This window comes from Corynebacterium nasorum (assembly GCF_022347325.1).
GTDB lineage: Bacteria > Actinomycetota > Actinomycetes > Mycobacteriales > Mycobacteriaceae > Corynebacterium > Corynebacterium kefirresidentii.
In genome coordinates this window covers 135,768-158,709 of record NZ_JAKRDU010000003.1, presented here as the reverse complement: position 1 = coordinate 158,709, position 22,942 = coordinate 135,768, and the positions used below count along the sequence as shown (strand labels likewise).

The following is a 22,942-nucleotide window of genomic DNA, read 5'->3' as shown; positions in this document are numbered from 1 at the left end:
CCCCCGCAGGGAGGATTCTCCGGCATTAGCCACGCGCCTCTAGGACCATAATTGCGATGTGCACGCGACTGGTACCGCCGATCTTTTTCAAAATATGCTGCATATGCGACTTCACCGTCGCCATGGACACCACCAGTTGCTCGGCGATATCTTGATTGTTCAAACCCTGAGCCACCAGCCCGGCTATTTCGCGCTCGCGCGAGCTCAAAGTGGCAAGCCGGGTGCGGGCGGTGCGGGTGTGGTGGGAATGGGCGTCGGAAAGCTTGGGGCTTTTCAGGCCTACCAGCTTGTCGACGACCTGCGGGCTCAACAGCGGCTGCCCTGCCGCGGCCGCGCGCACGGCCGCCATGAGCGATTCCGGCGGCGTTGACTTGAGCAAGAACCCAGCCGCCCCGGCGCGCAGGGCCCGCAAAATAAAGGAATCGGTATCAAAGGCCGTAAGCATGATTATCGGCACGGCGTGGACCGATAGAATCTTCTCCACGGCCGCGATGCCATCCATGACCGGCATACGAATATCCATTAGCACCACGTCGGGCTGCGCATCGAGGACGGTAGCCACCGCGTCCCGGCCATTGCTCGCCTCGGCCACGACCTCGATATCGGGTGCATTAGACAGCAACAGGCGCAGCCCGCTGCGGACAAGGTCCTCGTCATCAACCAGCACCACGCGCAGGGTATCTGCCATCATGCTTCCTTTCCCACTGGTTGATTCCACCGCGCGCGCCAGAACTTCGACGCGACGGGCGTATACGCCACTGTAAGCACCACAAGACTCGCCAGCGCTACCGGCACTATAGTGGCGTGGCCTGCCACTACGCCGTTGAGGAACGAGGGCACGAGAATCTCGTTTATCTTTTCGAAGAATTTCGGGAAAAATTCGATGACTAGTGTGGCCGCAATGAATGTCAGCGCCGTCTGCAAGAGCAACGCCCATAAGTTCACCCGATGCAGCCGCTTATCGACGTCCACCTTCCCCACCGCCGCAAACATCACCCTCGCGCCTTGCCCGCGAAACTGTGGCACGATATAGCCACGGCGCTCCACCAGCTCGATGCGATCTGCGTCTTCGGGCGCATTATCATCGCTATTTCCGCGCAGGAATTCCACGCTATAGGCCGAGTCATCGGTATCGGTGTAGCTGAGCTTGCGCGTAGTGCCGTTGACCGTGGAGGTAAAAAGGCTGCGCTTAGAATCTAAGTATTTTCCTGTCCAGCCCTCGCGGGTCTTGGTTTCTTCTAGGTCAATGCGCATGAGCCCGTAATCGGGATGGCGCAACTGCCAACTCATTTCGCTCATTGGGTGGCCTCCTTGTGCGCTAGCGGTAAACGGATACTCCATCCAAATTCCTCATCTTCTTTACCGACGTGAACATTCATGCGTCCACCGGATAGCTCCACACGCTCGCGCAGTCCCACCAGCCCGTAGCCGCCGACGCCGCTACCTGCGCGCTCCTCGGCCTTAGCTACTGGGAGCGGGTTGCGCATCTCGACGCCCACCTCACCGGCCACCTCGCGCACCGTGATGCTCACCGGCTGGCCTGCGGCATGCTTGCGCGCATTGGTCAGGCCCTCTTGTACTGCGCGGTGCACGGCGTGCTGCGCCATCGTGGATAGCCCAGTAAAAACATCCGGGCTGGCACCGTCCGCGTAGGTCACGGTCACCTGCGTGCCGGCCTCCTGCGCGGCCGCGACTAGCTCTTCTAAGGTGGTGCGCGGATCCTGGGAAAGGTCTTCGCGCAAGGCGCTTAGGGCTGTGCGCAAATCCTCGACCGCGTTCTGGGCTTCGGCGCGGATGGTGCGCGCTGCGTCCGTGAACTCGGCCGGCACGCCTTCACGCGGATAGCTCAGCGCACCCGCATGAATGGCCACGAGGCTCAGCCGATGCGAGAGCGTATCGTGCATGTCCCGCGCGATATTCTCGCGCTCCTCTCGCCGCGCGCGTTCTACCTTGGCACGCATCTCTTCCCGGTTCATCCGGGCTTGTTGTTCCACTCGCCACCGCTTTTCGCGCAAATTGGCGCGCTTTTGGCCCACCAATAACCCTGCGACCATCACGACCACCAAGACGATGGCTTCCCCCCATCCGATTGCCTCCCACCCTGCATACGGATTGAAGGTGGTCTCTATCGCAAACGACACCACGAAGCACGCCACCGCGGCCACCGAGCGCGAAGTCGAGCGGCGCGAGACCATGGAAATGAAAGCCACGACTCCACTAGCCGCACCAAAATAGGAGCTCGACCCCAGCAGCACGATGCAACCGGCGATGAAGCTACGGGTGGAGCCGGCATAGTCGACGTCGGAAAGCTCGCGCGGCTGGTGCTCTAACGCAAAGGGCAGGGCGATAATACCCAGCACGCCCACCGCAAACCCGGTGCAGATATAGGGCCCGTACTCCGCAAACGACGGCGAATACTCCTCAATGTCGAGGTTCATCAGCACCACGCCGATGAGCCAATTCGCCACCGCGCAGGCAGCCACGATGCCCGCCGCGCTCCACTTCGTTCTGATCATGGCCTCAAGCTTAAGCCGGCGGCCATAGTCCCTAGGGATGAATTATTTTTGCACCCCGGCCGCATCGCGCATGGCCTTCGTCTGCGCGGACGGATGCTCGTTTTCGGTGGCCAAGCGCTCAAACGCCACGGCCGCCAGCGCCGCGGCCTGCATGCCCAGCACCGAGTCATCAAAGCGCATCATCGGCGAGTGGTTCCACTCGCGCTCATTTTCGGGCTTGTCTGGATTGGCCGTGCCCATCCACATAAACGTGCCCGGCACTTGCGCGAGGACGTAGCCGAAGTCTTCGGAGGCCATCATCGGGGCATCGAACGGCTGGACGTTTTCGGTGCCAAACATCTGGCTCCACAAGGTAGCAGCGAACTGATTTTCCCGCGGATTCGTCTTGGTGGTGGGGTACAAGACCTCGAAATCCACCTGTGCGGTGCACCGGTGCGAAGCAGCGACGGAGCTGGAGACCTCCGTAATCATCTGCCGCACGGCGTCGATCTTCTCATCCCGCAGCACGCGCACCGTAGCGCCCAAAGCTGCGCGCTCCGGAATGGCGTTATACGCGCCGTCCCCCGCCCACAGGTTAGTCACGGTAATAACGATGGGCTCGAGCGCATCGAAGCGGCGGGTCAGTGCGGTCTGCAGCGACATTTGGATCTCCGCCAGCGCCGCTACCGGGTCGATGGCGTCATGCGGGCGGGAGCCGTGCCCGCCCTTGCCCAGCACCGTAATGGTCAGGTTGGACGAGCTGGCCATCATCGGGCCGGGCACATAGTGGAACGTGCCGCGGTCCTGCGGGCCAACGTGGAGGCCGTAGGCAGCAATGGGGCGTCGGCCAGCGGCGTCGAGCACGCCCTCTTCAATCATCGGCAGCGCGCCACCCGGTCCCTCCTCGCCGGGCTGGAACATAAAGGTAACGTCGCCGTGCAGCTCCGCGCGATGCTCACACAGAATCCGCGCCGCGCCCACCAGTCCGGCGGTATGCAGATCGTGGCCGCAGGCGTGCATATACCCATTCGTCGAGGCAAACGGGCTGCCGGTCTGCTCGCGTACCTCGAGGGCGTCCATGTCCGCGCGCAAAAGCACCGACACCGGCCGCTCGCCGCGCTGGCCGCCGCGCAGCACGGCCACCACCGAGCTCAAATCCTGGCCCACGTGGATCTCCAGCGGTAGGCCCTCGAGCGCTTCCAAGACCTTCTTTTGCGTACGCGGCAGGTCCAGGCCGATTTCCGGGTTGCGGTGCAGATCGCGGCGGAAGTTCTGCAACTCCTCGAGCATCTCCTCGCCCATTTCCTGGAAAACCTCGGTGGCCATCTGCTCGCCAATGCGCGCCCGAGTCACCGGCAGGGGCGGCAGCTGCTGGGCCTGGCGTGGGGCAGCCAGGCGTCCGGGGTTGGTAGGACGGATTCGCTTGGTCGGGTCAGACATGGGGAGCTCCTTTTCTCGCTTTCGCATTCGAGGGTACCGCAGGTTATCCACAGGCTGCCGGGTGGGTTCGGGGGCGGTGTGACGGGAGAGGCGAGTTATCCACAGGCTCACGCGGGGGCGCTGCTGCGGCCTTGCGGGGTGTCTTATGCTCACGGGCATGACCCGCTTGCAGGACTACGCCCGCCAACTTGCCTCGCCGATGGAGCTTCTCGGCGAGGTCTCCGGCGTGCGCGAGACGGATCTGCGTCGGCTGGGCCTGCCCCGGCAGGAAGCTCGTAGCCTGCTCGCGCTTGCCGACGTCTACTTTGGCCCCACCTCCTTCACCCGCCGGCAGCGCTCGTGCCGGGCCACCACGCATTGCCTGGCCACATTGAAACTCATTGAAAAATACGTCTCCCGCACCAAATCCAAGCGGGACGCGTGGGCGCTGCGCGCTGAATTGTGCGCGACAGACCAGGATGTGGAGCGGCTCGCGCGCACGCGGTTGAAGGAGATGTATCCGCCGCGGCAGCCGGAAAAGGGCGTGCGAATGACGCGGCGCAAGGGCGGGCCATCGACGCTTTCGATTACCGGTGATTCCGATTTCATCGCTGACCTGCACGCCAGCATCGGCGAAAAGAACCCCTTGGATTCCGTGGAGAATATTTTCTTCCGCGGTGGGGCCACGGCGCGCCCTGCCGCGATGACGAATATCATCATCCAGCTCGATGAATTGGACGAGATTCTCTCTGGCGGTGGAGAAGAAATCACCCTACGGCTGACCAATGGGGCCGAAATCAGCGGCGCCAAACTGGTGGAAAAGCGCCTTGCCGACTGCGGACTTGTCACGCTCGTCCATCCCTATGAGGGACCGGTGAACCTGTATCGCACCTCGCGGCACGCCTCGGATAAGCAGCGGCTGATGGCGAGCGCGGAAAACCCCACCTGCCCGTGGGCCGAGTGCAACTATCCGGCAGACAAGTGCCAAATCCACCACTTGCAGGCGTGGAAACACGGCGGCGAGACCAATATGGCGAATCTCAGTGTGGCCTGCCCGTACCACAACGGGGTCAATGACGATGACCCGAACGCGCCGCCGGTGCGCGGCCGGTTAGCGCGGCGGCGGGGCCGAATAGTCTGGGTCCCGCCGTGGGCCAACTCAAGCTGAAGACCCTGCCCTCATTTTTTGGGCGGACGCTTCCCAGATCACGCGGGTTTCCCGCACAGTGCGAGTCGGTGAAGCATTTCTAGGCTTGGATTAGGGAGCGGCCGAAAAAGTCGGAGTCATTAGCGACGCCGGGCAAAGCATAAAAATAGCCACCACCATAGGGTCGGATATAGTCCGCTAGGGGTTCACCTTCGAGGCGCTTTTGCACCGTTATGAACTGACGCTCCAAGTCCTGCTGGAAGCAGATAAAGACGAGTCCGACATCGAGGGTGCCGTTATCGCGCACGCCATTGTCGTAGTTATAGGCGCGGCGCAGCATGAGCTGGTCCGCGGTTTCTGGCGTGCGCGGATTCGCCAGGCGAATATGCGCGTCGGTGGGGATGACATCACCGGTGGCATCGTCGAGGTAGTTGGGCTCGGCATATTCGTCGCCACCGGAAAGCGGGCCACCGGTTGCACGGTCGCGGCCGAAGATTTGCTCCTGCTCAGCAATGGAGATGCGATCCCAGAATTCCGTATACATAGCGATGAGTCGAACCACCATATAGCTGCCGCCGGCGGCCCAGTCCGGCTCGTCCGTACCGGCCCAAACCAGCTTGTCCTGATCCTTTTCGGCTGGATTGACTATGCCGTCTTTAAACCCAAGGTGGTTGCGCTGGGTGCCAGACGGCCGCGGTTCATTCATATAACCGTTTTGGCGCCAGCGCACGGCCACATCTCCACGGGTGTGCCGCAAGATATCGCGCAGCGCGTGAATGACGGTGTCGTGCTGGTCGGCGCAAATCTGCAGGGCGAGGTCGCCGTGGCATAGCTCCTCCTCCAACGTGTCATCGGCGAAAGCCTGCATGGAACTTAAGTGGACGGGTTTGTGGGGTTTAAGACCGAAGCGGTCGTCGAAAAGCGAATTGCCCACGGCGAGGGTAATGGACAAACTATCGGTGGGAAGCTGCGGTCCTAGCTCCCCGGAATCGCCGGCGGGATAGCCAATGCCATCGGCCGCAGTAGCGCCGCCGGAGGTAAGAATGCGGGCGCGCTCAGTCACGGTGCGAAGCAACTTCTCTAAGCGCGATTTCTCGGTGAACTGTACATCGAGGGCGACGACCTCGGAATACTTTTGGGCTGGGGTCACGATCCCCTGCTGGTGCTCGCCGTGGAAAGGAAGTTCGAGCGGAGCGTCCGCCTCGGTGCGCGGCGATGGAGAAGCATGGTCAGCAGCGCCTTCGCTTCGCTTAGAGGAACCAAAGGAAGAGCCCGCGAGGCTGGACTGCGCATTGGCAGCTGCTGCCGGGCCAGAAAGCGCGGCGGTGGCCGCGAGCCCAGAGAGAAACGAGCGGCGGGAAAAATTAAACGGGCAGGGCACTAATCCATCCTTCTGACTACGGTCATCGTGGCGACAGGGGCAAGCAGTTCATTGGCACGCGCGACGGCGGACTGCACACGCATCCGGTCCTTCTGGGACCACTTATCAAAAGCGGTGTCATATTTTTCATCGAACTTCGTGGCGAGCTTGTCAAGCTCATCCAGCTGTTCATAGATGGGCGAGGTATCGAGCCCACGGCCCTCGACAAGGGAGCGGACGGCATCCAGCGTCAGCCGGGTTGAAATAACGTCGCCCCGCAGCGCGGTGGGCAGGGCATGGGCGCCGAAATCGCGTTCGCCGCGCATATCGAAGCGCTCGAATTCCTCCATTACTTCATGGGTGCGCAGCCCGTAGTCGGGGGCGGGAATGGCGAAATGGGAGGTATCGAGGGCGCGGGCGGTTTTATCGACGGCGTCGGCAAGCGCGCGGGCAGGCTTCGCCGCATCCTTGACGGGGCGCCTGGACCACAGCAGCTTTTCGACGTCCCTGTACCCCTCCAAGCCGGGCCCCGGCCACATCTCGCTGGAATCGTCGAAGGATCGGTAGGTCTCGAGGTAGTCAAGGTAGGCCGCTTGGGCAGCGCGGCGATCTTTTGAGGTGGCTTCAGCAAGAGCGTGGGCTTTCTTCTGTAGCTCGGGCACACGCTTTTTCTGCCTGGCCGCTTGCTGAATGGCCACGGCCGCGACCTCACGGTCAGTAATGGGGACCATCTTGGGAGCATCGGTGATGGTGGAACCGGTGACCGCAAAATCATCAGATTTCACGGCCGAATCATTGTGGAAAACGCAGGTGAGGTGGTATGTGCCGTCCTGCAGTTTCGGGGCCCAGGCGCGCTTGGCTGGGGTGCCCACGCGCTCGAGGACCTGGTAGGCGTTGCCCGCATCATCTGCCACGTAGACGGTGAGCGCAAGCCCCGAGGTGTTATAGATCTTCCACGATGCCTGCCCCTGTACCTTCTCCGGCGTAGGACATGAATACACGTCGCGCACATTCAGCTGTGGTTCTTTCGGCTTCGCGCTTGTGCTTGTCGACGCCGCCGGCCGCGAGTCTCGCGAGCTAGACGAGCTAGAACCGAGAGAGCTCAAGGAGCTTTGGGCGACGGCAGTAGGAGCTATGGCCGCGATGGCAAGCACCGCGGCGGTGGCAAAATGGAAGGTTTTCATTGATTAAAACGGGAGGTTGGGCAATGGCGGGAGCTTAAAATCTTGCAGCTTCTTCAGGTCTAGGCCGGGGTGGCCATTCATGTACCAAGCGACAACCCCTGCGCCGACGCCCAGAGCCGTAAGGATAGCCGCAATGATACCGCCCTTAGAAGAACCAGCGGAAGAACTGGAGCTCGAATCATCGGGCTTATTCGCACCTGGCTGTGGCTTCGCATCTTGGTGCAGCTTGGTGATGTTGGGAACGCCCTGTTCGGTGACCTTGGGGTCGTCCATGCCCTCGACGACGTCCTTGAGGTTGGTGCCGGCGCGGGAGGAATTATCCACCTTTTCAATGGAGGCGTAGTCCTTGGCCACGGTACCGTCGGTCTCGTTCAAGAAAAGCTTCGGAGCCTTGTGGGCGGCGTTGAAGTCAAACATGTTGTTGAGCTCGCCGGCGCGCTCGTCAAAGGCAATGCCCCCTAGACGGCCGAGTCCCCAATTGTCCTGAATGAACTTGGTGACGGAAGTCTGCTCGGTGTAAGTGGAGTCGATGTGGTTAGTCTTCGCGTATGGGGAGATAACCAGCAAAGGCTGGCGGGTACCCGGCCCGCACTGGCCGTCCTTTCCGCCGGCAACGCCTACTTTTGCTGCGGCGGCGGTGCAGATTTCTTTGTCCTGGTGCGGGTCATTGGAACCATTGCGGATTTCTGGGGCCTTGTGGTCGTACCAGCCATCGGAGTCATCGTAGGCGATAACGACCGCGGTGGAATCCCACTCTGAGGAATTTTGCAGCTCATTGATGTAATGGGTGATGAAGGCCTGCTCGTCTAGCGGGTTGGAGTAACCGGCGTGTCCGTCTTGGTAGTTGGCAGCCTTCAGGAAGGACACGGCCGGCAGGTTGCCCTGCTCCAGAGCGGTATCGAAGTCCTGCAGATCGTACTGGTGGTTGGCGCGGTCAGTCTTGCCGATCATGTCATCGCTCGACGGCGCCAAGTGGTGCGGATTCGCGGTGGAAGCGTAGTACTGGAACGGCTGGTGGTGCGGGTTATAGTCCGTCTGGTTCTGGCCGGTCAGCGTAGTGTGGGAGGCGCCGCAGCGTGCGCGAGCGTCGTCTGTAGCTTCCTCGGTTGGCCGGAAGCCGCCTTGGAACCAGCCCCAAGTGACGTCCTTGTCATTGAGCTGGTCACCGATGTTCTTGGAGTGCATCGCGGTGACCTGGTTGGTGCCGGCGGAAGAGTTATTCGAGCAGTCGTCGTAAAGCGGATCTGGGTCGCCGACAACAGTGGCGGTCTTGCCATCTTCGGATACCCCAGCGAGGGCGTGGTTCTTGCCAGGTTCGATCTTCTTCTGCTCGCCCGTGGCTGGGTCATGCATGGTCCCGCCGGCCACGGTTCCGGAAATTAGATTCAGCGCGCCTGGGGTGGATGGGCCGAAGATAGTGGAGTAACTATTATCGTTCATCGCAAAGTTTTGCGCGTAGTTCCACATTCCGGTGACGGTATTGCCGTCGTAATAGCCCATAGTCATGCCTGGAACGGCATAATAGCCGTTGGAAGACTTATCGATGTCGGTGGATACAGTCTCCGGGAACTTGTCCATCTTGCCGCCGTTGTATGCGGCCTGCTCATCGCCGTAGTGGTGATTCTGGTCCGTAGTTACTGCATGGTCTGGCCCGATGCGGAAAGGCTTGACGGAGTTGGGGTTCTTGTCCCCCATTACGCCATCATTTTCGAGGTTTTTCGCTTTGGGGGTGTCCTTCTTGGCGGTAAATTTTGGGGCGTCCTTGTCGCTTCCCTGCAGCTTTTCGCCGTCCTTATTCAGGGCGTTTGGGTAGGTGCCAAAGTAGTGGTCGAAGGAAATATTCTCCGAGTAAATGACAACGACGTGTTCAATTGGGGTCGTGGTGGCTGCCTGGGCAACGCCGGGGACAAGGGACGTAGTGGCGGCTGCGGCGGCGCAAAGGGCCACAGCGCGAGAGCGAAGCTTCATTAAAAATCCAACCTTGGTCAAGAATTTGCGGGGCAGGTCGAAAGTGGCTGTGGCTCACCAGGCGAGTCATCGGTCGCTTTCGAATCGAAATTTAACGCCGCCAAAACACCGACTGCAACTAGATTAAAAGGGCGTCCCCGGCCGTGGGAACGCCCTATAGGAGCAGCTCACTTTGAACTTTTGCCGGCCGCACCCCGGGAGCCGTTAACGAAATGTTAAGAATCTATTCGGCTCCACTTTGCCAATAGGGGGTACGGGGTTAATCGTCGGCGTCGGTAGACAGCGCAGCCACGAAAGCCTCTTGCGGCACCGAGACGGAGCCCAGCGTCTTCATGCGCTTCTTACCGGCCTTCTGCTTCTCCAACAGCTTGCGCTTACGGGAGATATCGCCGCCGTAGCACTTGGCCAGCACGTCCTTGCGCATGGCCCGGATGTTCTCGCGGGCAATGATCTTCGAACCAATGGCCGCCTGCACCGGCACCTCGAACTGCTGGCGCGGGATGAGTTCTTTAAGCTTCTTGGTCATCTTATTGCCGTACCACTGTGCGGAATCGCGGTGGACGATGGCGGAAAAGGCGTCGACTGGGTCGCCGTTGAGCAGGATATCGACCTTGACTAAGTCCGCGAGCTGCTCGCCGGCCTCCTCGTAGTTCAGCGAGGCGTAGCCCTTTGTACGGGACTTGAGCATATCGAAGAAATCGAAGATGATTTCACCCAGCGGCATGGTGTAGCGCAGCTCTACGCGGTCCTCGGAGAGGTAATCCATGCCTCCCATCTGGCCGCGCTTGGACTGGCAGAGCTCCATGGTGGGGCCGACGAATTGCTCGGGCACGATGACGGTCATCTTCACCACTGGCTCGTAGACCTCGTTAAGCTTTCCTTCCGGCCAGTCAGACGGGTTGTGAACCCACTTTTCCTCGCCGTCTTCGGCCACCACGCGGTAGGTCACCGACGGCGCGGTAGAAATCAGATCGAGGCCGAACTCGCGCTCCAAGCGGTCGCGGGTAATTTCCATATGCAATAGGCCCAAGAACCCGCAGCGGAAACCAAAGCCCAGGGCGACGGAGGTTTCGGGCTCGAAGGTCAAGGAGGCGTCGTTAAGCTGCAGCTTTTCCAAAGCATCGCGCAGGTCCGGGAAATCAGCCTGGGAGATGGGGAAAAGGCCGGAGTAGACCATCGGGTCCGGGTCCTTATAGCCTTTAAGCGGAGTCTCAGCGCCGCCGTTGGACCAGGTGACGGTATCTCCCACCTTGGTCTCGCGCACGTCCTTTACGCCGGTAATCAGGTAGCCCACCTCGCCGGGGCCCAAGCCCTCGCATTTTTGCATCGTAGGGGACACGATGCCGATTTCGAGCAGCTCGTGGTTGGCGTTGGTCGACATCATGGTGACCTTCTGGCGCGGGGTGAGCCTGCCATCGACCATGCGGATATAGGTGACAACGCCACGGTAGGTGTCATAGACGGAGTCAAAAATCATGGCGCGGGCCGGCGCATCCGCGTCGAACTCGGAGGACGGCGGCGGCACCAACTCGCAGACCTTGTCCAGCAGCTCGACCACACCCTCGCCGGTCTTGCCGGATACGCGCAGGACCTCTTCCGGTTCGCAGCCGATGATATTGGCGATTTCCAGCGCGTACTTTTCCGGGTCGGCGGCCGGCAGGTCGATTTTATTGAGGACCGGGATGATTTCCAGGTCGTTTTCCATCGCCAGGTACAGGTTGGCAAGGGTTTGGGCTTCGATGCCCTGGGCGGCGTCGACAAGCAGGATGGCGCCCTCACATGCCTCAAGGGCGCGGGAGACCTCATAGGTGAAGTCCACGTGGCCAGGAGTGTCGATCATCTGGAGGACGATCTGCTCCCCTTCGTCCGGACCGGACTGGGGTACCCAGGGCAGGCGTACGTTCTGCGCCTTAATGGTGATACCGCGTTCGCGTTCGATGTCCATATTATCGAGGAACTGGTCACGCATATCGCGCTCCGCAACCACCTTGGATAGCTGCAGGATGCGGTCCGCCAGCGTCGACTTGCCGTGGTCGATGTGAGCAATAATGCAGAAGTTTCGGATTCGGGCGGGATCCGTAAACGTCGTGGCCGCAAAGTTTTCAGACATACGTCTACAATAGTCGACATGAAAAGCGCCATGCTCACCCGACTGCGCCAAGCGCTGGGAATCAGCGAGCGCGAGCCCATAGACACCGGCCTGACCCGCATTAATTCCCGGTTGGGGCTGGATAGGTCGGACGAGTTCCACGAGCCGCGCAAGGCCGCTGATATCCGGGTCGAGGCCACCGCCTCTCACCCCCGCTCCATATTTTTCTCCCCCGATATGGATGGCCAGGCTGATTCCGGCGAGGTGGTCTGGGTATGGGCTCCGGCCGAAGGCAAGCAGGCCCCGCCGCGTGAGCGCGCCATCCTGGTTGTCGGCCGCACGCGCACCACGGTGATGGGTTTGCTTATCTCCCCCAACCCGAAGCATGCGCTTGACGACGCCTGGCTGGAAATCGGCGCCGGCGAGTGGGACGAATCCGGGTGCGATTGCTGGGTGCGCCTCGACCGCTTGCTGGAGGTTTCCGAAGAACAGGTGCGCCGACAAGGCACACTTTTTCCCGAACGCCGGTTCGAAAGAATCGCGAATAGGTTACGCGCGCGCTACCACTGGGCCTAACCAGTCGCACAGACGGCGGCCATGCTGAGAGTTTTGGCAGGTCGGGTTCGGTACTGCTATTGTATGTTGGTTACTTACTTGCCGGGCGCGTTGGTCGGGGCGGGCAGGACCTTGGGTTCGCTCTTCGAATACCAGCGCCGAGCGTGCCAGCGATTGCTGGCCGCGGGAGTAGTCCGAGTAGGTCGGTTTCTACGTCAATCACTTTCGATTACTAAGAGGTATTTTTCATGGCAAATATCAAGTCCAAGCAGAAGCGCGTTATCACCAACGAGAAGGCACGCCAGCGCAACAAGAGCGTTCGCTCCGCCGTCCGTACCGAGATCCGCAAGTTCCGCGAGGCCGTTACCGCTGGCGACAAGGCTGCTGCTGAAAAGCAGCTGCGCGTGGCATCCCGCGCCCTGGACAAGTCCGTGTCCAAGGGTGTCTTCCACCGCAACACTGCAGCCAACAAGAAGTCCGGCATGGCTTCCGCGTTCAACAAGATGGACTAAGAGCCATTGCACTGACAATCCCCCCCGGTCGCGCTCTACGGAGCGCACCGGGGGATTTTCTTAGCCTAGACCCGAGCGGGGAGGCTTAGGCCAGTTCGTCGTTGAAGTAATCTTCGAAGACGGCACCGGCGTTGCGGAAGGCTTCACTAAGCGAAGTTCCACCACGGGTTTCCACAAAAATCTCGAAGGCGGTCAGGAACTGGGTGTGGATGATGTTGACGGTCGGCGTGAGGCGCGAATCGGAGGACTTCCAGCCCTCGCGGGCTTGCACGGCTTGGCGGAGGCGCTCAATAGTGCGGCTATTGCGCTGGTAATACAGGGCACGCAGCTTCGTATCCTTAGCTAGCGCCTGGGCCGTCAGCTGGGAAATTTCGGGGAAGAACTCATCACCCACGGCGCGGTCAAATACGGCTTTGGCCACGATTTCAGAATCTTCGCGCAGGCTTCCGGTGGGCAGTCCGGCGGCGAAATTCTGAAATTGGTGCTCTAGTTCCTCCGAAAATTCGGGACCTAAAACTGCCGATTCTTTGTCTTTTATGTAATTAAAAAGGGTACGGCGGGAAACGCCTACCTTTTGGGCGAGTTCCTCCATAGTAAACCCGCCGTATCCGGCTTCGATGACGAGGTTGAGCGCAGCGACTCGGATTTGTGATATACGCGGCATAAATGCCCCTTTCTGTCCCGACGCTCTAAGGGCCTTACTTTCGTTTTCTAAACCCTTAAATCTTTAGGTGAAAATGGTATTTCCCTACAAACTAAGGCGTTTGGGGTGATTCTATTACCTCATATTCGACTATGGAAACAGCCGTGCGCACGGGAAGAATTTACTACCGGCATGGCCGTACGTTTAGGCCCGTCATAGAACTATTTAACAAAGCTGTGATGTTAGACAACCAAAGTACCTGTGCGGCCAGCCCTCCGCTCCAGTTATCCGCCCGCACGTTCGAAAGCCCAATGGTGCTCGTGTCGGGTAGGGCCGCTAAGATGAGTCAACGATGAAAAACGTTAAGCCACTGGTGAAATGGGCGGGCGGAAAGCGCCAGCTCTTGCCACATATCCACGCCGCCCTACCGGCGGATGTCCCGCGGCGGTTTTATGAGCCCTTCATCGGTGGCGGCGCGGTGCTTTTCTCTCTCCAACCAGCCAGCGCACGGGTCAATGATCTCAATGCTGAGCTCATCAACCTATATGAGGTGGTACGCGGCGGCGTCGACGAGCTCATTGCAGAGCTCGTGAGCTATCCCAATGAGGCGGAGTTTTTCTATGCGCTGCGCGCAGTGGACAGGGATGCGAAGCGGTTTGCCGCCCTCTCCCCCATCGAGCGTGCTGCACGAACGCTGTATCTCAACCGCACCTGCTATAATGGTCTGTATCGCGTGAATACGGCAGGTCAATTTAATGCGCCGTTCGGGCGCTATAAGAATCCCACCATTTGCGATGAAGACACGCTGCGTGCGGTGCACCGCTATTTTGCGGAAAATGAGGTGATCTTTTCCCAAGGCGATTTCGCCGCAGCGGTGGCAGAAGCAGGCGAAGGCGATTTTGTCTATTTCGACCCGCCCTATGACCCAGTCAATGTGACGAGCTCGTTTACCGGCTATCAAAAGGGCGGCTTTGACCGCGCGGAGCAAGAACGGCTCAAAGAGGTCTGCGATGAGTTGGACAAACGCGGGGCAAAGTTTCTGCTGTCGAATTCGGCCACCGAGTTCATCCGAGAGCTCTATGCGGATTATGAGGTAGGCATCGTGGGGGCAACGCGGGCGATCAATTCCGTCGCTTCGAAGCGCGGCAAGGTCGATGAGGTACTGGTGCGCAATTATGAGGTCAGCGGTGACTAGCGGGCCGAAGGCGCACGCGGGGCGGGAGCTGCAGGAGGAGCTGCGGGCACGTTTTGGCGTTCCGGAGTCGGTGAAGCTAGGCGTTAATGACTGGGGTTGGCTGCGCATCTTGGCGGCTGGCTACGGCGAAGAATTGGAACGGCGCGGGTATTTTTTCATCAGCGCGCGGGAAGTGGAGAAAATCTCTGCTCGGCAGCCACGGTTGATGGCCAAGCATGATTTTTCCACCTCGCGGCCTTGGATCTTTCAGCGCCTGCAGCTCGGCATCGTGCCGGTAAGCCGCAGCGAATACTTGGTGGGCCGGTTCAACCTCTACGAGAAGTTTCCGCAGGCACAGCGCGGGGAGGTACGTACGCTGCAGCTGCCAGCGGGTCTAGATACCCTCTCGTTGGAGGGGGTGAGCTCGGAGGCGGTGGCGTTAAATGGGGCGTCGGCAAGCGGGATGCTAGAAGACTTTCTGGCCTGCGGGCCTTTGCAAGCTACGGTGGCAGGCCGCATGTCCACGCGCGAGATGCAGGTGCGGCTACCGGACCTGGGCGTGGAGGTGGCGGTGGACCGCGCACAGATGGAAATCGACGGCGGTTTTGAATCGCTCGAGCATCTAGTGCTGGTGGAGGCGAAAAATCACCTCTCGGATGATTTCAATATCCGGCAGCTATATTTTCCCTACCGGCGCTTCCAACAGCGCCTGGCAAAGGAAGTGGTACCGGTTTACCTGGTGTATTCCAATGGCATTTTCCACCTATACCGCTATGAATTTAGGGATCCGGCCGATTTTCGCAGCATTGCGCTGGTCGATAGCGCCCGCTACGCACTGTCGGCCTCGCACCTGGATGCGCAGGCATCGCTGGATATCGTTCGGGCGGTGGAGCCCGACGTCGAGCCGGAGGTGCCCTTTCCGCAGGCCAATAACTTTGAGCGGGTGGTCAACCTCTTGGAGCTCATGGCGCTGCAGCCGCTGAGTAAGGCAGAGATTACTCAGCGCTATGATTTCGATCCGCGGCAGGCGGACTATTATGCCAACGCCGCGCGCTACCTGGGGTTGGCGGTGCAGGTGGATGAGGCCTGGGAGCCCACCGAGCGCGGGAGGAGAATTATCGAGCAGCCGCAGCGCGATGCCCGAAATGCGGCGCTTATACGGACGTTGGCGGCGCGGCGGGTATTTCGCGAGGTGCTCGAACTCAGCTTGGCGCGGGGCGCGGTCGCCAGCACCGCGGAGATTATTACAGCGATGGAGGAATTGGGGCTGAGCTTGGCGACGTCCCGGCGGCGCGCCTCCACCGTCGCCCGCTGGACCCAGTGGGTGCTCGACACGGTGGCGGAGGGAATGCCGCGGCTGTTTTAGTGCAGGAGGTTCTGCGCGCCGGAGACAATAAGGACGATGCCGGCGATAATGAAAAACAGGCCCGAGCCGATATCGATCCACGGACCTGCGGCGATGAGTTTGCGGCGCACGGCGTTGGTGGAAATTACCGTGGCAACGACGAGGAAAAAGAGGAAGGCCGAAAGCGATAAGGACAGCGTCAACCCGATGGCCAACCAGATGGGAGGGCTGGCGGGAAGCAGCGGAGCGATCATCGCGGCGAGGAAAAGCACGATTTTCGGGTTGGACATATTCGTGGCTAATCCGACCTTGAAGGCAGAGCGTAGGCGCCCGAGTTGCGCGGCGACGTCTTCCAGATCCACCGGCGGGTTGGCGCGCTGGGCGATGCCGCTGCGCAAGGCGCGCGAACCCATAAACACCAGGAAGCAGCCGCCAACGGCCTGAACCGCTCCCAAAATTTCCGGAAAAGCCGTCAGCAGCGCTGCGGCGCCGAAAACGGTGGCGGTGCACCAAAAGAGCACGCCAATTTGGATGCCGGCGGCTGCGGCTATGGCGTGGCGCCGCGAGCGGGTGGCGTAGCGGGTCACCAAAATAATGTCGGGTCCGGGCGAAGCAACGCCCACCAGATTCATCAACAAGAGGGTGAAAAAGGACGTCCAGGTCACTCCCCTGCCTCGCTTTCTAGGCGCGGGATGAGGTCCTCGCGGCCAAATATGCGGGCAGACTCCAGCGCGGAGGGATGGCCGGCGGCAGGGTCGGCGTGAGCGGCCAAGAGGGCGTCGATGACCGCATCTTCCTTTTTGAAAATGGCACCGGCCAGGGGTGATTGACCGCGGTCATTGAGCAGATTAACGTCCGCGCCGACGCGAGCAAGTGAGGTAACCAGCTCGGCGTGGCCGTGATAGGCCGCGAGCATGAGGAAGGACTGGCCGTCCTGGTTCACGAGGTCAATATTTACGCCGTGGTCGATATAGGCCAGGAGGTCCAAGCTGCCCTCGCGTGCCATGTCAAAGAGCCGACCGGCGAATTCCTGCACTTGCGTCTCAGACATAGCTTCTAGCTTATCGCGCCAGTTCCGCGACTCGTTTGACGGCCGCCTCTATGGCGAATTCGGGCTCACCGCCTTGGCCTTTGACGGCGGCATCGAGTTCCGAGACGAGGATGACGGCCTTGGTGACATTATCGGCGGACCAGCGGCGAGCCACCGGCTGGGTCATCTTGACCACGTAGGGCGCTAGGCCGGTTTGGCTAGCTAAAGAATACTGGTCCCCGCGGGCGGAATACAGGCGGGCTACGGCTCCGACCTTATTGGCTAGCGCTGCGGCAATCGCCACGGGGCTGGCGCCAAGCTGCAGGGCGCGGCGGCAGGTGGACACGGCGGCTTCGACGCGGCCGGCAACGGCGGCATCGGCAATATCCCAATTGGCAACCTCGGCCACGCCGACGTAGTAGTTCTGCACGGCCTCGCGGGTGACGTTGCCGCCGGTATCGGACACCAACTGGGAGATGGCAGAGGCCAGCTCGCGTAGGTCAGAGCCCACGCCTTCGAGCACGGCATGGATGACGTCCGGGGTCGGGCGCACACCGTGGGAGGAGAATTCGCGGGTGGCCCACTGCCCCAGCTCATTGGGATAGAGCGAGAAGACTTCGTGAACCTCGGCAATCTTGCGCAGCTTGGCCACCAGTTCAGGTTGCTTCTTCTTTTTCTTTAGGGTCTTGGCCGTCACGGAGTAAATGATGACCATGGTCATGCCCGGCGCGGGGTTCGCGCAGGCACGCAGGATGATATCGACTACTTCCTTGCCGGCTCGCTCGCAGTCACTGATGACGATGACGCGGCTATCTCCAAAAAGAGAGGGGCTAGTGGCCTCGAGGATTTCGCCCTCGGAGACTTCGGAAGCTTTAAGCTTGGTCAGCTCGGGGCGAGCACCGGTTGGGCCGCTCTCCTCGGCCGCGGCACGCTGAATCTGCAGGCGGGCGCGTTCGGTGAGGAATTCATCGTCGCCAAGGATGAGATGTACTGGAGGCATGCCCGCCATTCTAACCTGCCGCCACACCGAGCCAGGCGATGCCCGCTAGCGTCAGCGCCAGAGTCAGCCAGGGGCGGTGATAGAGGAGGCCGGCAATGATCCAGGCGTAGGCAAGCAGCGTAAAAAGCGGGCTAGCGGGGATGGTGACCACCGGAAGGTGGGCCACGCCGTGGGCGATGGTATTAATCCACCACGAAAAGGGTTCTATAAGGCGCAGCAAGCCCGCACCTAGCACATCGATTGGACCGAGCTGGGCGAAGACGGCGGCGATAAGCCCCACGATGGTAATCGGCACGGTGGCGGGCTCAACCAGGATATTGGCCAACACGGAGACCACGGAGACCTCGCCGGACATGAGTGCGACTAGCGGGAGGGTAACGATATCGGCGGCAATGGCCACAGCGACCGCGCGCAGAAAAATGGCGGGCCAGCCGGTTGTGGCCAAGTGTTTATAAATGAGCGGGCTAAGCGCCACGATGCCGAGCGTCGCCGCGCAAGAAAGTGCGAAACCAAAGTGCACGGCGAGGTCGGAATCCACGAAGAGCAGGGCAATGATGCCGAGGCTAAGAGCATGAATCGGCTCCATGCGCGTGGAATTAAGCACGGCGAGCAGCCCCACCAGCCCAGCCACGGCCGCGCGCTGGACGGAGGGCTCAAAACCCACGAGCACAACATAGGTGGCCAAAGCACACAGAGAGGCAGCCACGCGGGCGCGTGGCCCCAGCGCGAAGGCGGCGCAGACCATGGCTGCGGTGGAGCACACGATGGCGACATTTGCACCGGAAACTGCGCTTAAGTGCGAAAGGCCGGTGATGATATACAGGTCGCGCTCTGAAGAGCTTTGCAGGCTAGTATCGCCGAGCACCATGCCAGGAATCAGGCCCTGGCTGGAAGGACCGACGGTATCTACAACCAGCGCGCGAAATGTGTCGGACACGTGGGCCGCCCAGCCGGCTAGGCCTTCGGGCTCACCGGTTACCTGCACGTCTGTGGCAGTGGCGCTGAGCTTTCCGACGCCCGCCCTATCCGACTCCCTCACCTCCACCCTGGCCGTGAGTTCGGCGCCCGCAGCGGCCGGGACCGGTTCCGAGCTAAAGACCGGCAGTTGAGTCGGGTAGCCCGGCACCTTAAGCCGCAGCAACCAGCCGCCCGTGCTGGTCTGCGTCGGCGCGGTGGTCAGGCGGCCGGTAACCTCGGTGCCGAGGTCGAACGCAGCGGCACGGGCCTGGCGCACCGCGGCAACCAGCGCCGCGGCTGTCGCGACCATTCCGGAAAATAGCGCTTGGCCCCATTGGCGGGCGATCAGGCAGCACCCGACGACCGCCGCAATGATAAAGATTGCCCAGCCACGGCTACCTAGCAGCACAGCAATGACAGCCAGCCAAGCGGTGGCCGCACCGGGGACGAGCCGCAGTTCTCGCATCGCGTGCTCGTACTCAGCTTAGAGCTGGACCTGGTCTTTAAGCTGCGCTAGCTTCGCCGGTCCGATGCCGGTGACCTCGAGTAATTCCTCAATATCTTGGAAGCCGCCATGTTCCTCGCGGTACGCCACGATAGCTTGCGCGGTGACCTCACCAACGCCCTTGAGTTCTGTAAGTTCCTCCGCGGTGGCGTTATTCAGGCTCACGCCGCCGGTACTGATGCCGTTTCCGCCGGATGGGGCTGGTTCGCCGGGTGCGGGAGGTGGGGCGGCGCCGGAGGGAAGGATGTGGAGCTGCTGGCCGTCGGAAAGCCGCTGGGCATGGTTGAGCGCGATTGTGTCTGCACCGGGAAGGGGTTGAGCGGCGTCGAGGGCATCGGCGACGCGCGCGCCGGGCTCGAGGGTCTGCAAGCCGGGCTCGGCCACCTCGCCAATGACAGAGACGATGATTTCACTGGGCTCTGCACTGGGTGCAGTGCCAGAATCACCGCTTATTGCCGCAGGCTCGGGCATGCCCGAGGATTCATCGGAGCGGGCGTTGATGCCAAGCCACGCCACCACGCCGACGACGAGAATGACCGCCACGGCGCAGGCTTGCCACGGGCTAATGCGCAGACGCGGGCGAGGATAATCGACGGCGAGGAGCTCTTCCTCACCGGTGGGTTGGGTAAATTCGCGGAGTCGTTCGCTAATCTTGGGTGCCGCCATGGCGCTGAGAATAAAGGCGTGGGCGCTAAGGCAGTAGGTACAGCGAAGGCGGGCTGTGGATAACTTGTTGGGGACGTCAACGAACCCGGCGCACTGGGCCTAGTTATCCACAGAACGGCGCGGTGGGAAGGCGCGTGGTCGACCACGCGTGTGAGGATGCGCTGGATCGGCGGGAGGCTCCGAGCTAAACACCGCAGATACGCCGATGGCGGAGGGGCCGACGTGGACGGAGAGGACGTCGTTAAGCGGGGTGCAGATAAAGGACGAGCCCTGCGGCAGGGCCGCTTCAAGCAGCGCCTCCAGCTTGGCGGCCGCGCCTTCGGCGTGGTTGTGCTGGATGGCCACGAAGGCCGGCTCCCCGTTGGCGCGGGAGGCAATGAGGTCTACTAGCTTGGTAAAAGCCTTGGTCTGGGTGCGGGTTTTTCCCACCAGCTCCAGCTTGCCGCGGTTAATCGACATGATCGGCTTGGTGGCCAAAAGCGCCGTAGATAACACGGCTGTGGCCGGCGAAAGGCGGCCGGAGCGGCGCAGATCCTCCGTGGAATGCAAGTACACCCAGGTAGCCGCGCGCTTGAGGGTGTCCATGGCCGCAGCGTAGCACTCCTCCAAGCCGGCTCCGCGGGAGGCGACCTTGGCTGCGGACATGGCGGCCGCACCCATCGCCATGCCGGCCGACCCGGAATCAATCACCCGCACCGTGTGCGGGAAAACGCCCGAAGCAGTCACTGCGGCGGAGTAGGTGGAAGAAAGCTCTTTGGATAGGTGTATGGCCACCACGCCATCATCCTGAGAGCGCTCCATTTCGCGGCCATAGGCGGCTGCCAGCTCCAGCGCGCTTAATCCCGAAGTAGATTGCTCCAAGCCATCCTTGCCGTGGCGTTCCATGAGGTGGAGGTCAATGACGGTGATGGATAGCTGCTCCGCCAGCTCCCGGGGCAGGCCCGCAGCGGAATCCGTAATGACGCGAACCGCCACTAGATATCCGCCCCGCCGTCCCCGGTGACCTCGCCGCCCATATTCCAGCCGTCGAAGTACCACTGGGCATTGCCCACATTGTCGGGGGTAAATTCTAGCGAGGACAGCGGCGTTCCCGGGTTAAAGTCCGGGCGAGCAGTCAGCTGTGACCAGTGGGTATTCTTCAACCCCGAAAGGATCCCGTACTGCGCGTGGTCAAGGCCAAGCAGGTGGCAGGTAAGCGCCGAGATGGCCCCGCCATGGGCCACGATGAGGACGGGGCCGGCGTCCCAGCCGGCAAAGTCTTCCATGAGCTCATCGATGACGGGGCGGGCACGCTCAGCCACGTCCACGCGAGACTCCCCCTCCGGCGGGGCCCAGGTGGGATCGTGGCGCCAAATGGCGCGCGCGCCTGGAAACTCCGCATCTACCTCAGCAGAGGTTCTGCCCTGCCACTGGCCCAAGTGAGTTTCGCGCAGGCGGGCATCCGTGCTGAAGTCCACGCCGAGGGCTTCGGCGACGACGCGGGCGGTTTCCTTCGCACGAATGAGATCGGAGGCAACGATTTTGGACACGCCCTGATCCTGGAGCAGGCGCGCGGCAGCGCGGGCCTGCTCATAGCCCAGCTCAGACAGCTCGGTATCCAAGTGGCCTTGCATGCGGCCGGTGGCGTTATAGGTAGTTTGTCCGTGGCGGATCAGGATCAGGCGGCGACTCATATGGGTTTAAAGCTCCTCGTCCTCACCTGGGACCTTATCGGCCAGTGGGAGCTCGTCGATGGAATCTACCTCACGCGGGTTGACGCCATTGGTCCATTCGCCCGGACGCTCCGGGGCTTCGATGCCCTCAATCTCCAGTGCCGGGCAATCATGGTAAAGGCGGTCCAAGCCGTAGAACTCGCGCTGGTCATTGCGCTGGACATGGACGACGATATTGCAGTAATCCAGCAGCACCCAGCGATTTTCGCGGTTACCTTCACGGCGCTGCGGTTCAAAGCCCTGCTTGGTCATCTCATCTTCGACTTCATCCACAATGGAGCCCACCTGGCGCTCGTTATCTGCAGAAGCCAGCACGAAGACCTCAGTAATTGCGAGGACATCGGAGACATCAATAGCCGCGATATTGGTGGCTAACTTTTCTTGCGCCGCGTGTGCCGCGGTTTCTGCCATGCTGCGGGCGAGATCAGAAGTAGACAATGTGTATAAATTCCCTTTTCGCGTCTGAGTGCATTCGAAATGAACTATCTCTAGTGAGAATCTATTCTTGCACGTTTAGCAGGCCCGTGCCCAAAATCTGGGAAAGGCCGTGAAAGTTTCTACAGGGGCTTGTCCGGGTTGGGACCGTAGAGATTGTTTTTGGTGATGTACTGCACCACTCCATCCGGTACGAGGTACCACACGGGCTGGCCTTGAGCAGAGCGCTCGCGGCACGCGGTGGAGGAAATGGCCATGGCGGGGATATCGATGAGGTCAATATCCTCTTGGGCATCGGCGGGCAGCATATCGGCGCTTAATTCGTATCCGGGGCGGGTAACCCCCACGAAGTGCGCCATCTCCAGCATCTCTTCCCAGTTATGCCAGCTCATAATGGAGGCCAGAGAATCGGCGCCGGTAATGAAATAGAACTCCGCTTCTGGGAAAAGCTTACGCAGATCCCGCAACGTATCGATGGTATAGGTAGGCCCCTCGCGGTCAATATCTACCCGCGAGACGGTAAAACGCGGATTGGATGCGGTTGCCACCATCGTCATCAAGTAGCGGTGCTCGGCCGCAGTGACCTCGCGGTGAGACTTCTGCCAAGGCTGACCTGTGGGCACAAAGATGACGCTATCGAGGGCAAAGCGATGCGCGGCCTCACTGGCGGCTACCAAGTGACCATTGTGGATGGGGTCAAAGGTGCCACCCATGATGCCAATGCGCTGTGGGCTAGTCATGGGTGG

The 22,942-nt window shown here is 61.0% G+C and carries 23 protein-coding genes; 5 read left to right on the top strand and 18 right to left on the bottom strand.

Features of this window, described 5'->3' with window-relative positions:
- Window positions 1-25 precede the first annotated feature (25 nt).
- From MHK05_RS04410 to MHK05_RS04395, 4 genes are read right to left on the bottom strand one after another with little or no spacing between them, the layout of a single operon-like run.
- Window positions 26-691, bottom strand: a complete 666-nt coding sequence (locus MHK05_RS04410) for a response regulator (RefSeq protein WP_239205054.1) — start codon at window positions 689-691, stop codon at window positions 26-28.
- Window positions 688-1,299 (bottom strand): hypothetical protein, encoded by a 612-nt coding sequence (locus tag MHK05_RS04405; RefSeq protein ID WP_239205052.1) that lies wholly within the window; start codon window positions 1,297-1,299, stop codon window positions 688-690. The genes MHK05_RS04410 and MHK05_RS04405 overlap by 4 nt, the downstream gene beginning before the upstream one ends.
- The gene (locus MHK05_RS04400; RefSeq protein WP_239205050.1) at window positions 1,296-2,516 is read right to left on the bottom strand and encodes a sensor histidine kinase; all 1,221 of its coding nucleotides are present in this window, start codon (window positions 2,514-2,516) and stop codon (window positions 1,296-1,298) included. The genes MHK05_RS04405 and MHK05_RS04400 overlap by 4 nt, the downstream gene beginning before the upstream one ends.
- Window positions 2,517-2,558: 42 nt before the next feature.
- Window positions 2,559-3,935 (bottom strand): M20 metallopeptidase family protein, encoded by a 1,377-nt coding sequence (locus MHK05_RS04395; protein ID WP_239205048.1) that lies wholly within the window; start codon window positions 3,933-3,935, stop codon window positions 2,559-2,561.
- Between the two features lie 157 nt (window positions 3,936-4,092).
- Between MHK05_RS04395 and MHK05_RS04390 the strand changes: the two genes are divergently transcribed.
- Entirely contained in the window at window positions 4,093-5,082 is a 990-nt protein-coding gene (locus MHK05_RS04390) for an HNH endonuclease signature motif containing protein (RefSeq protein WP_239205046.1), read from the top strand.
- A gap of 79 nt (window positions 5,083-5,161) precedes the next feature.
- Here MHK05_RS04390 and efeB read toward each other — a convergent pair whose 3' ends face one another.
- The 4 genes from efeB to lepA all read right to left on the bottom strand — a co-directional run bounded on the left by efeB (window position 5,162) and on the right by lepA (window position 11,683).
- On the bottom strand, window positions 5,162-6,442 hold the full coding sequence (gene efeB / locus MHK05_RS04385) for an iron uptake transporter deferrochelatase/peroxidase subunit (protein WP_239205044.1): 1,281 nt from the start codon (window positions 6,440-6,442) through the stop codon (window positions 5,162-5,164).
- Window positions 6,442-7,605, bottom strand: coding sequence for an EfeM/EfeO family lipoprotein (locus MHK05_RS04380; protein WP_239205042.1), 1,164 nt, complete (start codon window positions 7,603-7,605; stop codon window positions 6,442-6,444). Before MHK05_RS04380 ends, efeB begins: the two co-directional genes overlap by 1 nt.
- A gap of 3 nt (window positions 7,606-7,608) precedes the next feature.
- Window positions 7,609-9,573, bottom strand: a complete 1,965-nt coding sequence (locus MHK05_RS04375) for an alkaline phosphatase family protein (RefSeq protein WP_239205040.1) — start codon at window positions 9,571-9,573, stop codon at window positions 7,609-7,611.
- Window positions 9,574-9,832: 259 nt separating this feature from the next.
- Entirely contained in the window at window positions 9,833-11,683 is a 1,851-nt protein-coding gene (gene lepA, locus MHK05_RS04370) for a translation elongation factor 4 (RefSeq protein WP_239205038.1), read from the bottom strand.
- 18 nt (window positions 11,684-11,701) lie between these two features.
- Here lepA and MHK05_RS04365 point away from each other — a divergent pair, with 18 nt between their 5' ends.
- Both MHK05_RS04365 and rpsT read left to right on the top strand, forming a co-directional pair.
- On the top strand, window positions 11,702-12,238 hold the full coding sequence (locus MHK05_RS04365) for a type II toxin-antitoxin system PemK/MazF family toxin (protein ID WP_023031165.1): 537 nt from the start codon (window positions 11,702-11,704) through the stop codon (window positions 12,236-12,238).
- 227 nt (window positions 12,239-12,465) lie between these two features.
- A complete protein-coding gene (rpsT, locus tag MHK05_RS04360; protein WP_049361613.1) occupies window positions 12,466-12,729 on the top strand; it encodes a 30S ribosomal protein S20 in 264 nt (87 codons plus the stop codon).
- Window positions 12,730-12,814: 85 nt separating this feature from the next.
- On the opposite strand, the gene MHK05_RS04355 is transcribed toward rpsT, so the two are convergent.
- Entirely contained in the window at window positions 12,815-13,393 is a 579-nt protein-coding gene (locus MHK05_RS04355) for a TetR/AcrR family transcriptional regulator (protein WP_239205036.1), read from the bottom strand.
- A gap of 331 nt (window positions 13,394-13,724) precedes the next feature.
- Here MHK05_RS04355 and MHK05_RS04350 point away from each other — a divergent pair, with 331 nt between their 5' ends.
- Together MHK05_RS04350 and MHK05_RS04345 are read left to right on the top strand one after the other, a co-directional pair.
- Complete coding sequence (locus tag MHK05_RS04350) at window positions 13,725-14,567, top strand: DNA adenine methylase (RefSeq protein WP_086588295.1); 843 nt, start codon at window positions 13,725-13,727, stop codon at window positions 14,565-14,567.
- Entirely contained in the window at window positions 14,560-15,912 is a 1,353-nt protein-coding gene (locus MHK05_RS04345) for a type II restriction enzyme (RefSeq protein ID WP_239205034.1), read from the top strand. Before MHK05_RS04350 ends, MHK05_RS04345 begins: the two co-directional genes overlap by 8 nt.
- Here the strand turns inward: MHK05_RS04345 and MHK05_RS04340 are convergent.
- The 9 genes from MHK05_RS04340 to nadD all read right to left on the bottom strand — a co-directional run bounded on the left by MHK05_RS04340 (window position 15,909) and on the right by nadD (window position 22,936).
- Window positions 15,909-16,556, bottom strand: coding sequence for a LysE family translocator (locus tag MHK05_RS04340; RefSeq protein WP_239205032.1), 648 nt, complete (start codon window positions 16,554-16,556; stop codon window positions 15,909-15,911). The two genes, MHK05_RS04345 and MHK05_RS04340, sit on opposite strands and share 4 nt — an antisense overlap.
- Entirely contained in the window at window positions 16,553-16,942 is a 390-nt protein-coding gene (locus tag MHK05_RS04335) for an ankyrin repeat domain-containing protein (protein WP_239205030.1), read from the bottom strand. Before MHK05_RS04335 ends, MHK05_RS04340 begins: the two co-directional genes overlap by 4 nt.
- Before the next feature lie 10 nt (window positions 16,943-16,952).
- A complete protein-coding gene (gene holA / locus MHK05_RS04330; RefSeq protein ID WP_239205028.1) occupies window positions 16,953-17,930 on the bottom strand; it encodes a DNA polymerase III subunit delta in 978 nt (325 codons plus the stop codon).
- A gap of 1 nt (window position 17,931) precedes the next feature.
- On the bottom strand, window positions 17,932-19,344 hold the full coding sequence (locus MHK05_RS04325; RefSeq protein WP_239205026.1) for a ComEC/Rec2 family competence protein: 1,413 nt from the start codon (window positions 19,342-19,344) through the stop codon (window positions 17,932-17,934).
- A gap of 18 nt (window positions 19,345-19,362) precedes the next feature.
- Window positions 19,363-20,049, bottom strand: a complete 687-nt coding sequence (locus MHK05_RS04320; RefSeq protein ID WP_200288744.1) for a ComEA family DNA-binding protein — start codon at window positions 20,047-20,049, stop codon at window positions 19,363-19,365.
- A 99-nt stretch (window positions 20,050-20,148) separates the two neighbouring features.
- On the bottom strand, window positions 20,149-21,024 hold the full coding sequence (locus tag MHK05_RS04315; RefSeq protein WP_239205024.1) for a DegV family protein: 876 nt from the start codon (window positions 21,022-21,024) through the stop codon (window positions 20,149-20,151).
- On the bottom strand, window positions 21,024-21,722 hold the full coding sequence (locus tag MHK05_RS04310) for a histidine phosphatase family protein (protein ID WP_023020948.1): 699 nt from the start codon (window positions 21,720-21,722) through the stop codon (window positions 21,024-21,026). The genes MHK05_RS04315 and MHK05_RS04310 overlap by 1 nt, the downstream gene beginning before the upstream one ends.
- Window positions 21,723-21,728: 6 nt before the next feature.
- The gene (gene rsfS / locus MHK05_RS04305; protein ID WP_239205150.1) at window positions 21,729-22,172 is read right to left on the bottom strand and encodes a ribosome silencing factor; all 444 of its coding nucleotides are present in this window, start codon (window positions 22,170-22,172) and stop codon (window positions 21,729-21,731) included.
- Window positions 22,173-22,318: 146 nt separating this feature from the next.
- Window positions 22,319-22,936, bottom strand: a complete 618-nt coding sequence (nadD, locus tag MHK05_RS04300) for a nicotinate-nucleotide adenylyltransferase (RefSeq protein WP_023020946.1) — start codon at window positions 22,934-22,936, stop codon at window positions 22,319-22,321.
- Window positions 22,937-22,942: the final 6 nt, after the last annotated feature.

Coding starts and splice junctions, on each gene's coding strand:
- MHK05_RS04410 (WP_239205054.1), bottom strand. CDS start 691: ATGATGGCAGATACCCTGCGCGTGGTGCTGGTTGATGACGAGGACCTT.
- MHK05_RS04405 (WP_239205052.1), bottom strand. CDS start 1,299: ATGAGCGAAATGAGTTGGCAGTTGCGCCATCCCGATTACGGGCTCATG.
- MHK05_RS04400 (WP_239205050.1), bottom strand. CDS start 2,516: ATGATCAGAACGAAGTGGAGCGCGGCGGGCATCGTGGCTGCCTGCGCG.
- MHK05_RS04395 (WP_239205048.1), bottom strand. CDS start 3,935: ATGTCTGACCCGACCAAGCGAATCCGTCCTACCAACCCCGGACGCCTG.
- MHK05_RS04390 (WP_239205046.1), top strand. CDS start 4,093: ATGACCCGCTTGCAGGACTACGCCCGCCAACTTGCCTCGCCGATGGAG.
- MHK05_RS04380 (WP_239205042.1), bottom strand. CDS start 7,605: ATGAAAACCTTCCATTTTGCCACCGCCGCGGTGCTTGCCATCGCGGCC.
- MHK05_RS04375 (WP_239205040.1), bottom strand. CDS start 9,573: ATGAAGCTTCGCTCTCGCGCTGTGGCCCTTTGCGCCGCCGCAGCCGCC.
- lepA (WP_239205038.1), bottom strand. CDS start 11,683: ATGTCTGAAAACTTTGCGGCCACGACGTTTACGGATCCCGCCCGAATC.
- MHK05_RS04365 (WP_023031165.1), top strand. CDS start 11,702: ATGAAAAGCGCCATGCTCACCCGACTGCGCCAAGCGCTGGGAATCAGC.
- rpsT (WP_049361613.1), top strand. CDS start 12,466: ATGGCAAATATCAAGTCCAAGCAGAAGCGCGTTATCACCAACGAGAAG.
- MHK05_RS04355 (WP_239205036.1), bottom strand. CDS start 13,393: ATGCCGCGTATATCACAAATCCGAGTCGCTGCGCTCAACCTCGTCATC.
- MHK05_RS04350 (WP_086588295.1), top strand. CDS start 13,725: ATGAAAAACGTTAAGCCACTGGTGAAATGGGCGGGCGGAAAGCGCCAG.
- MHK05_RS04335 (WP_239205030.1), bottom strand. CDS start 16,942: ATGTCTGAGACGCAAGTGCAGGAATTCGCCGGTCGGCTCTTTGACATG.
- holA (WP_239205028.1), bottom strand. CDS start 17,930: ATGGCGGGCATGCCTCCAGTACATCTCATCCTTGGCGACGATGAATTC.
- MHK05_RS04325 (WP_239205026.1), bottom strand. CDS start 19,344: ATGCGAGAACTGCGGCTCGTCCCCGGTGCGGCCACCGCTTGGCTGGCT.
- MHK05_RS04320 (WP_200288744.1), bottom strand. CDS start 20,049: ATGGCGGCACCCAAGATTAGCGAACGACTCCGCGAATTTACCCAACCC.
- MHK05_RS04310 (WP_023020948.1), bottom strand. CDS start 21,722: ATGAGTCGCCGCCTGATCCTGATCCGCCACGGACAAACTACCTATAAC.
- rsfS (WP_239205150.1), bottom strand. CDS start 22,172: ATGGCAGAAACCGCGGCACACGCGGCGCAAGAAAAGTTAGCCACCAAT.
- nadD (WP_023020946.1), bottom strand. CDS start 22,936: ATGACTAGCCCACAGCGCATTGGCATCATGGGTGGCACCTTTGACCCC.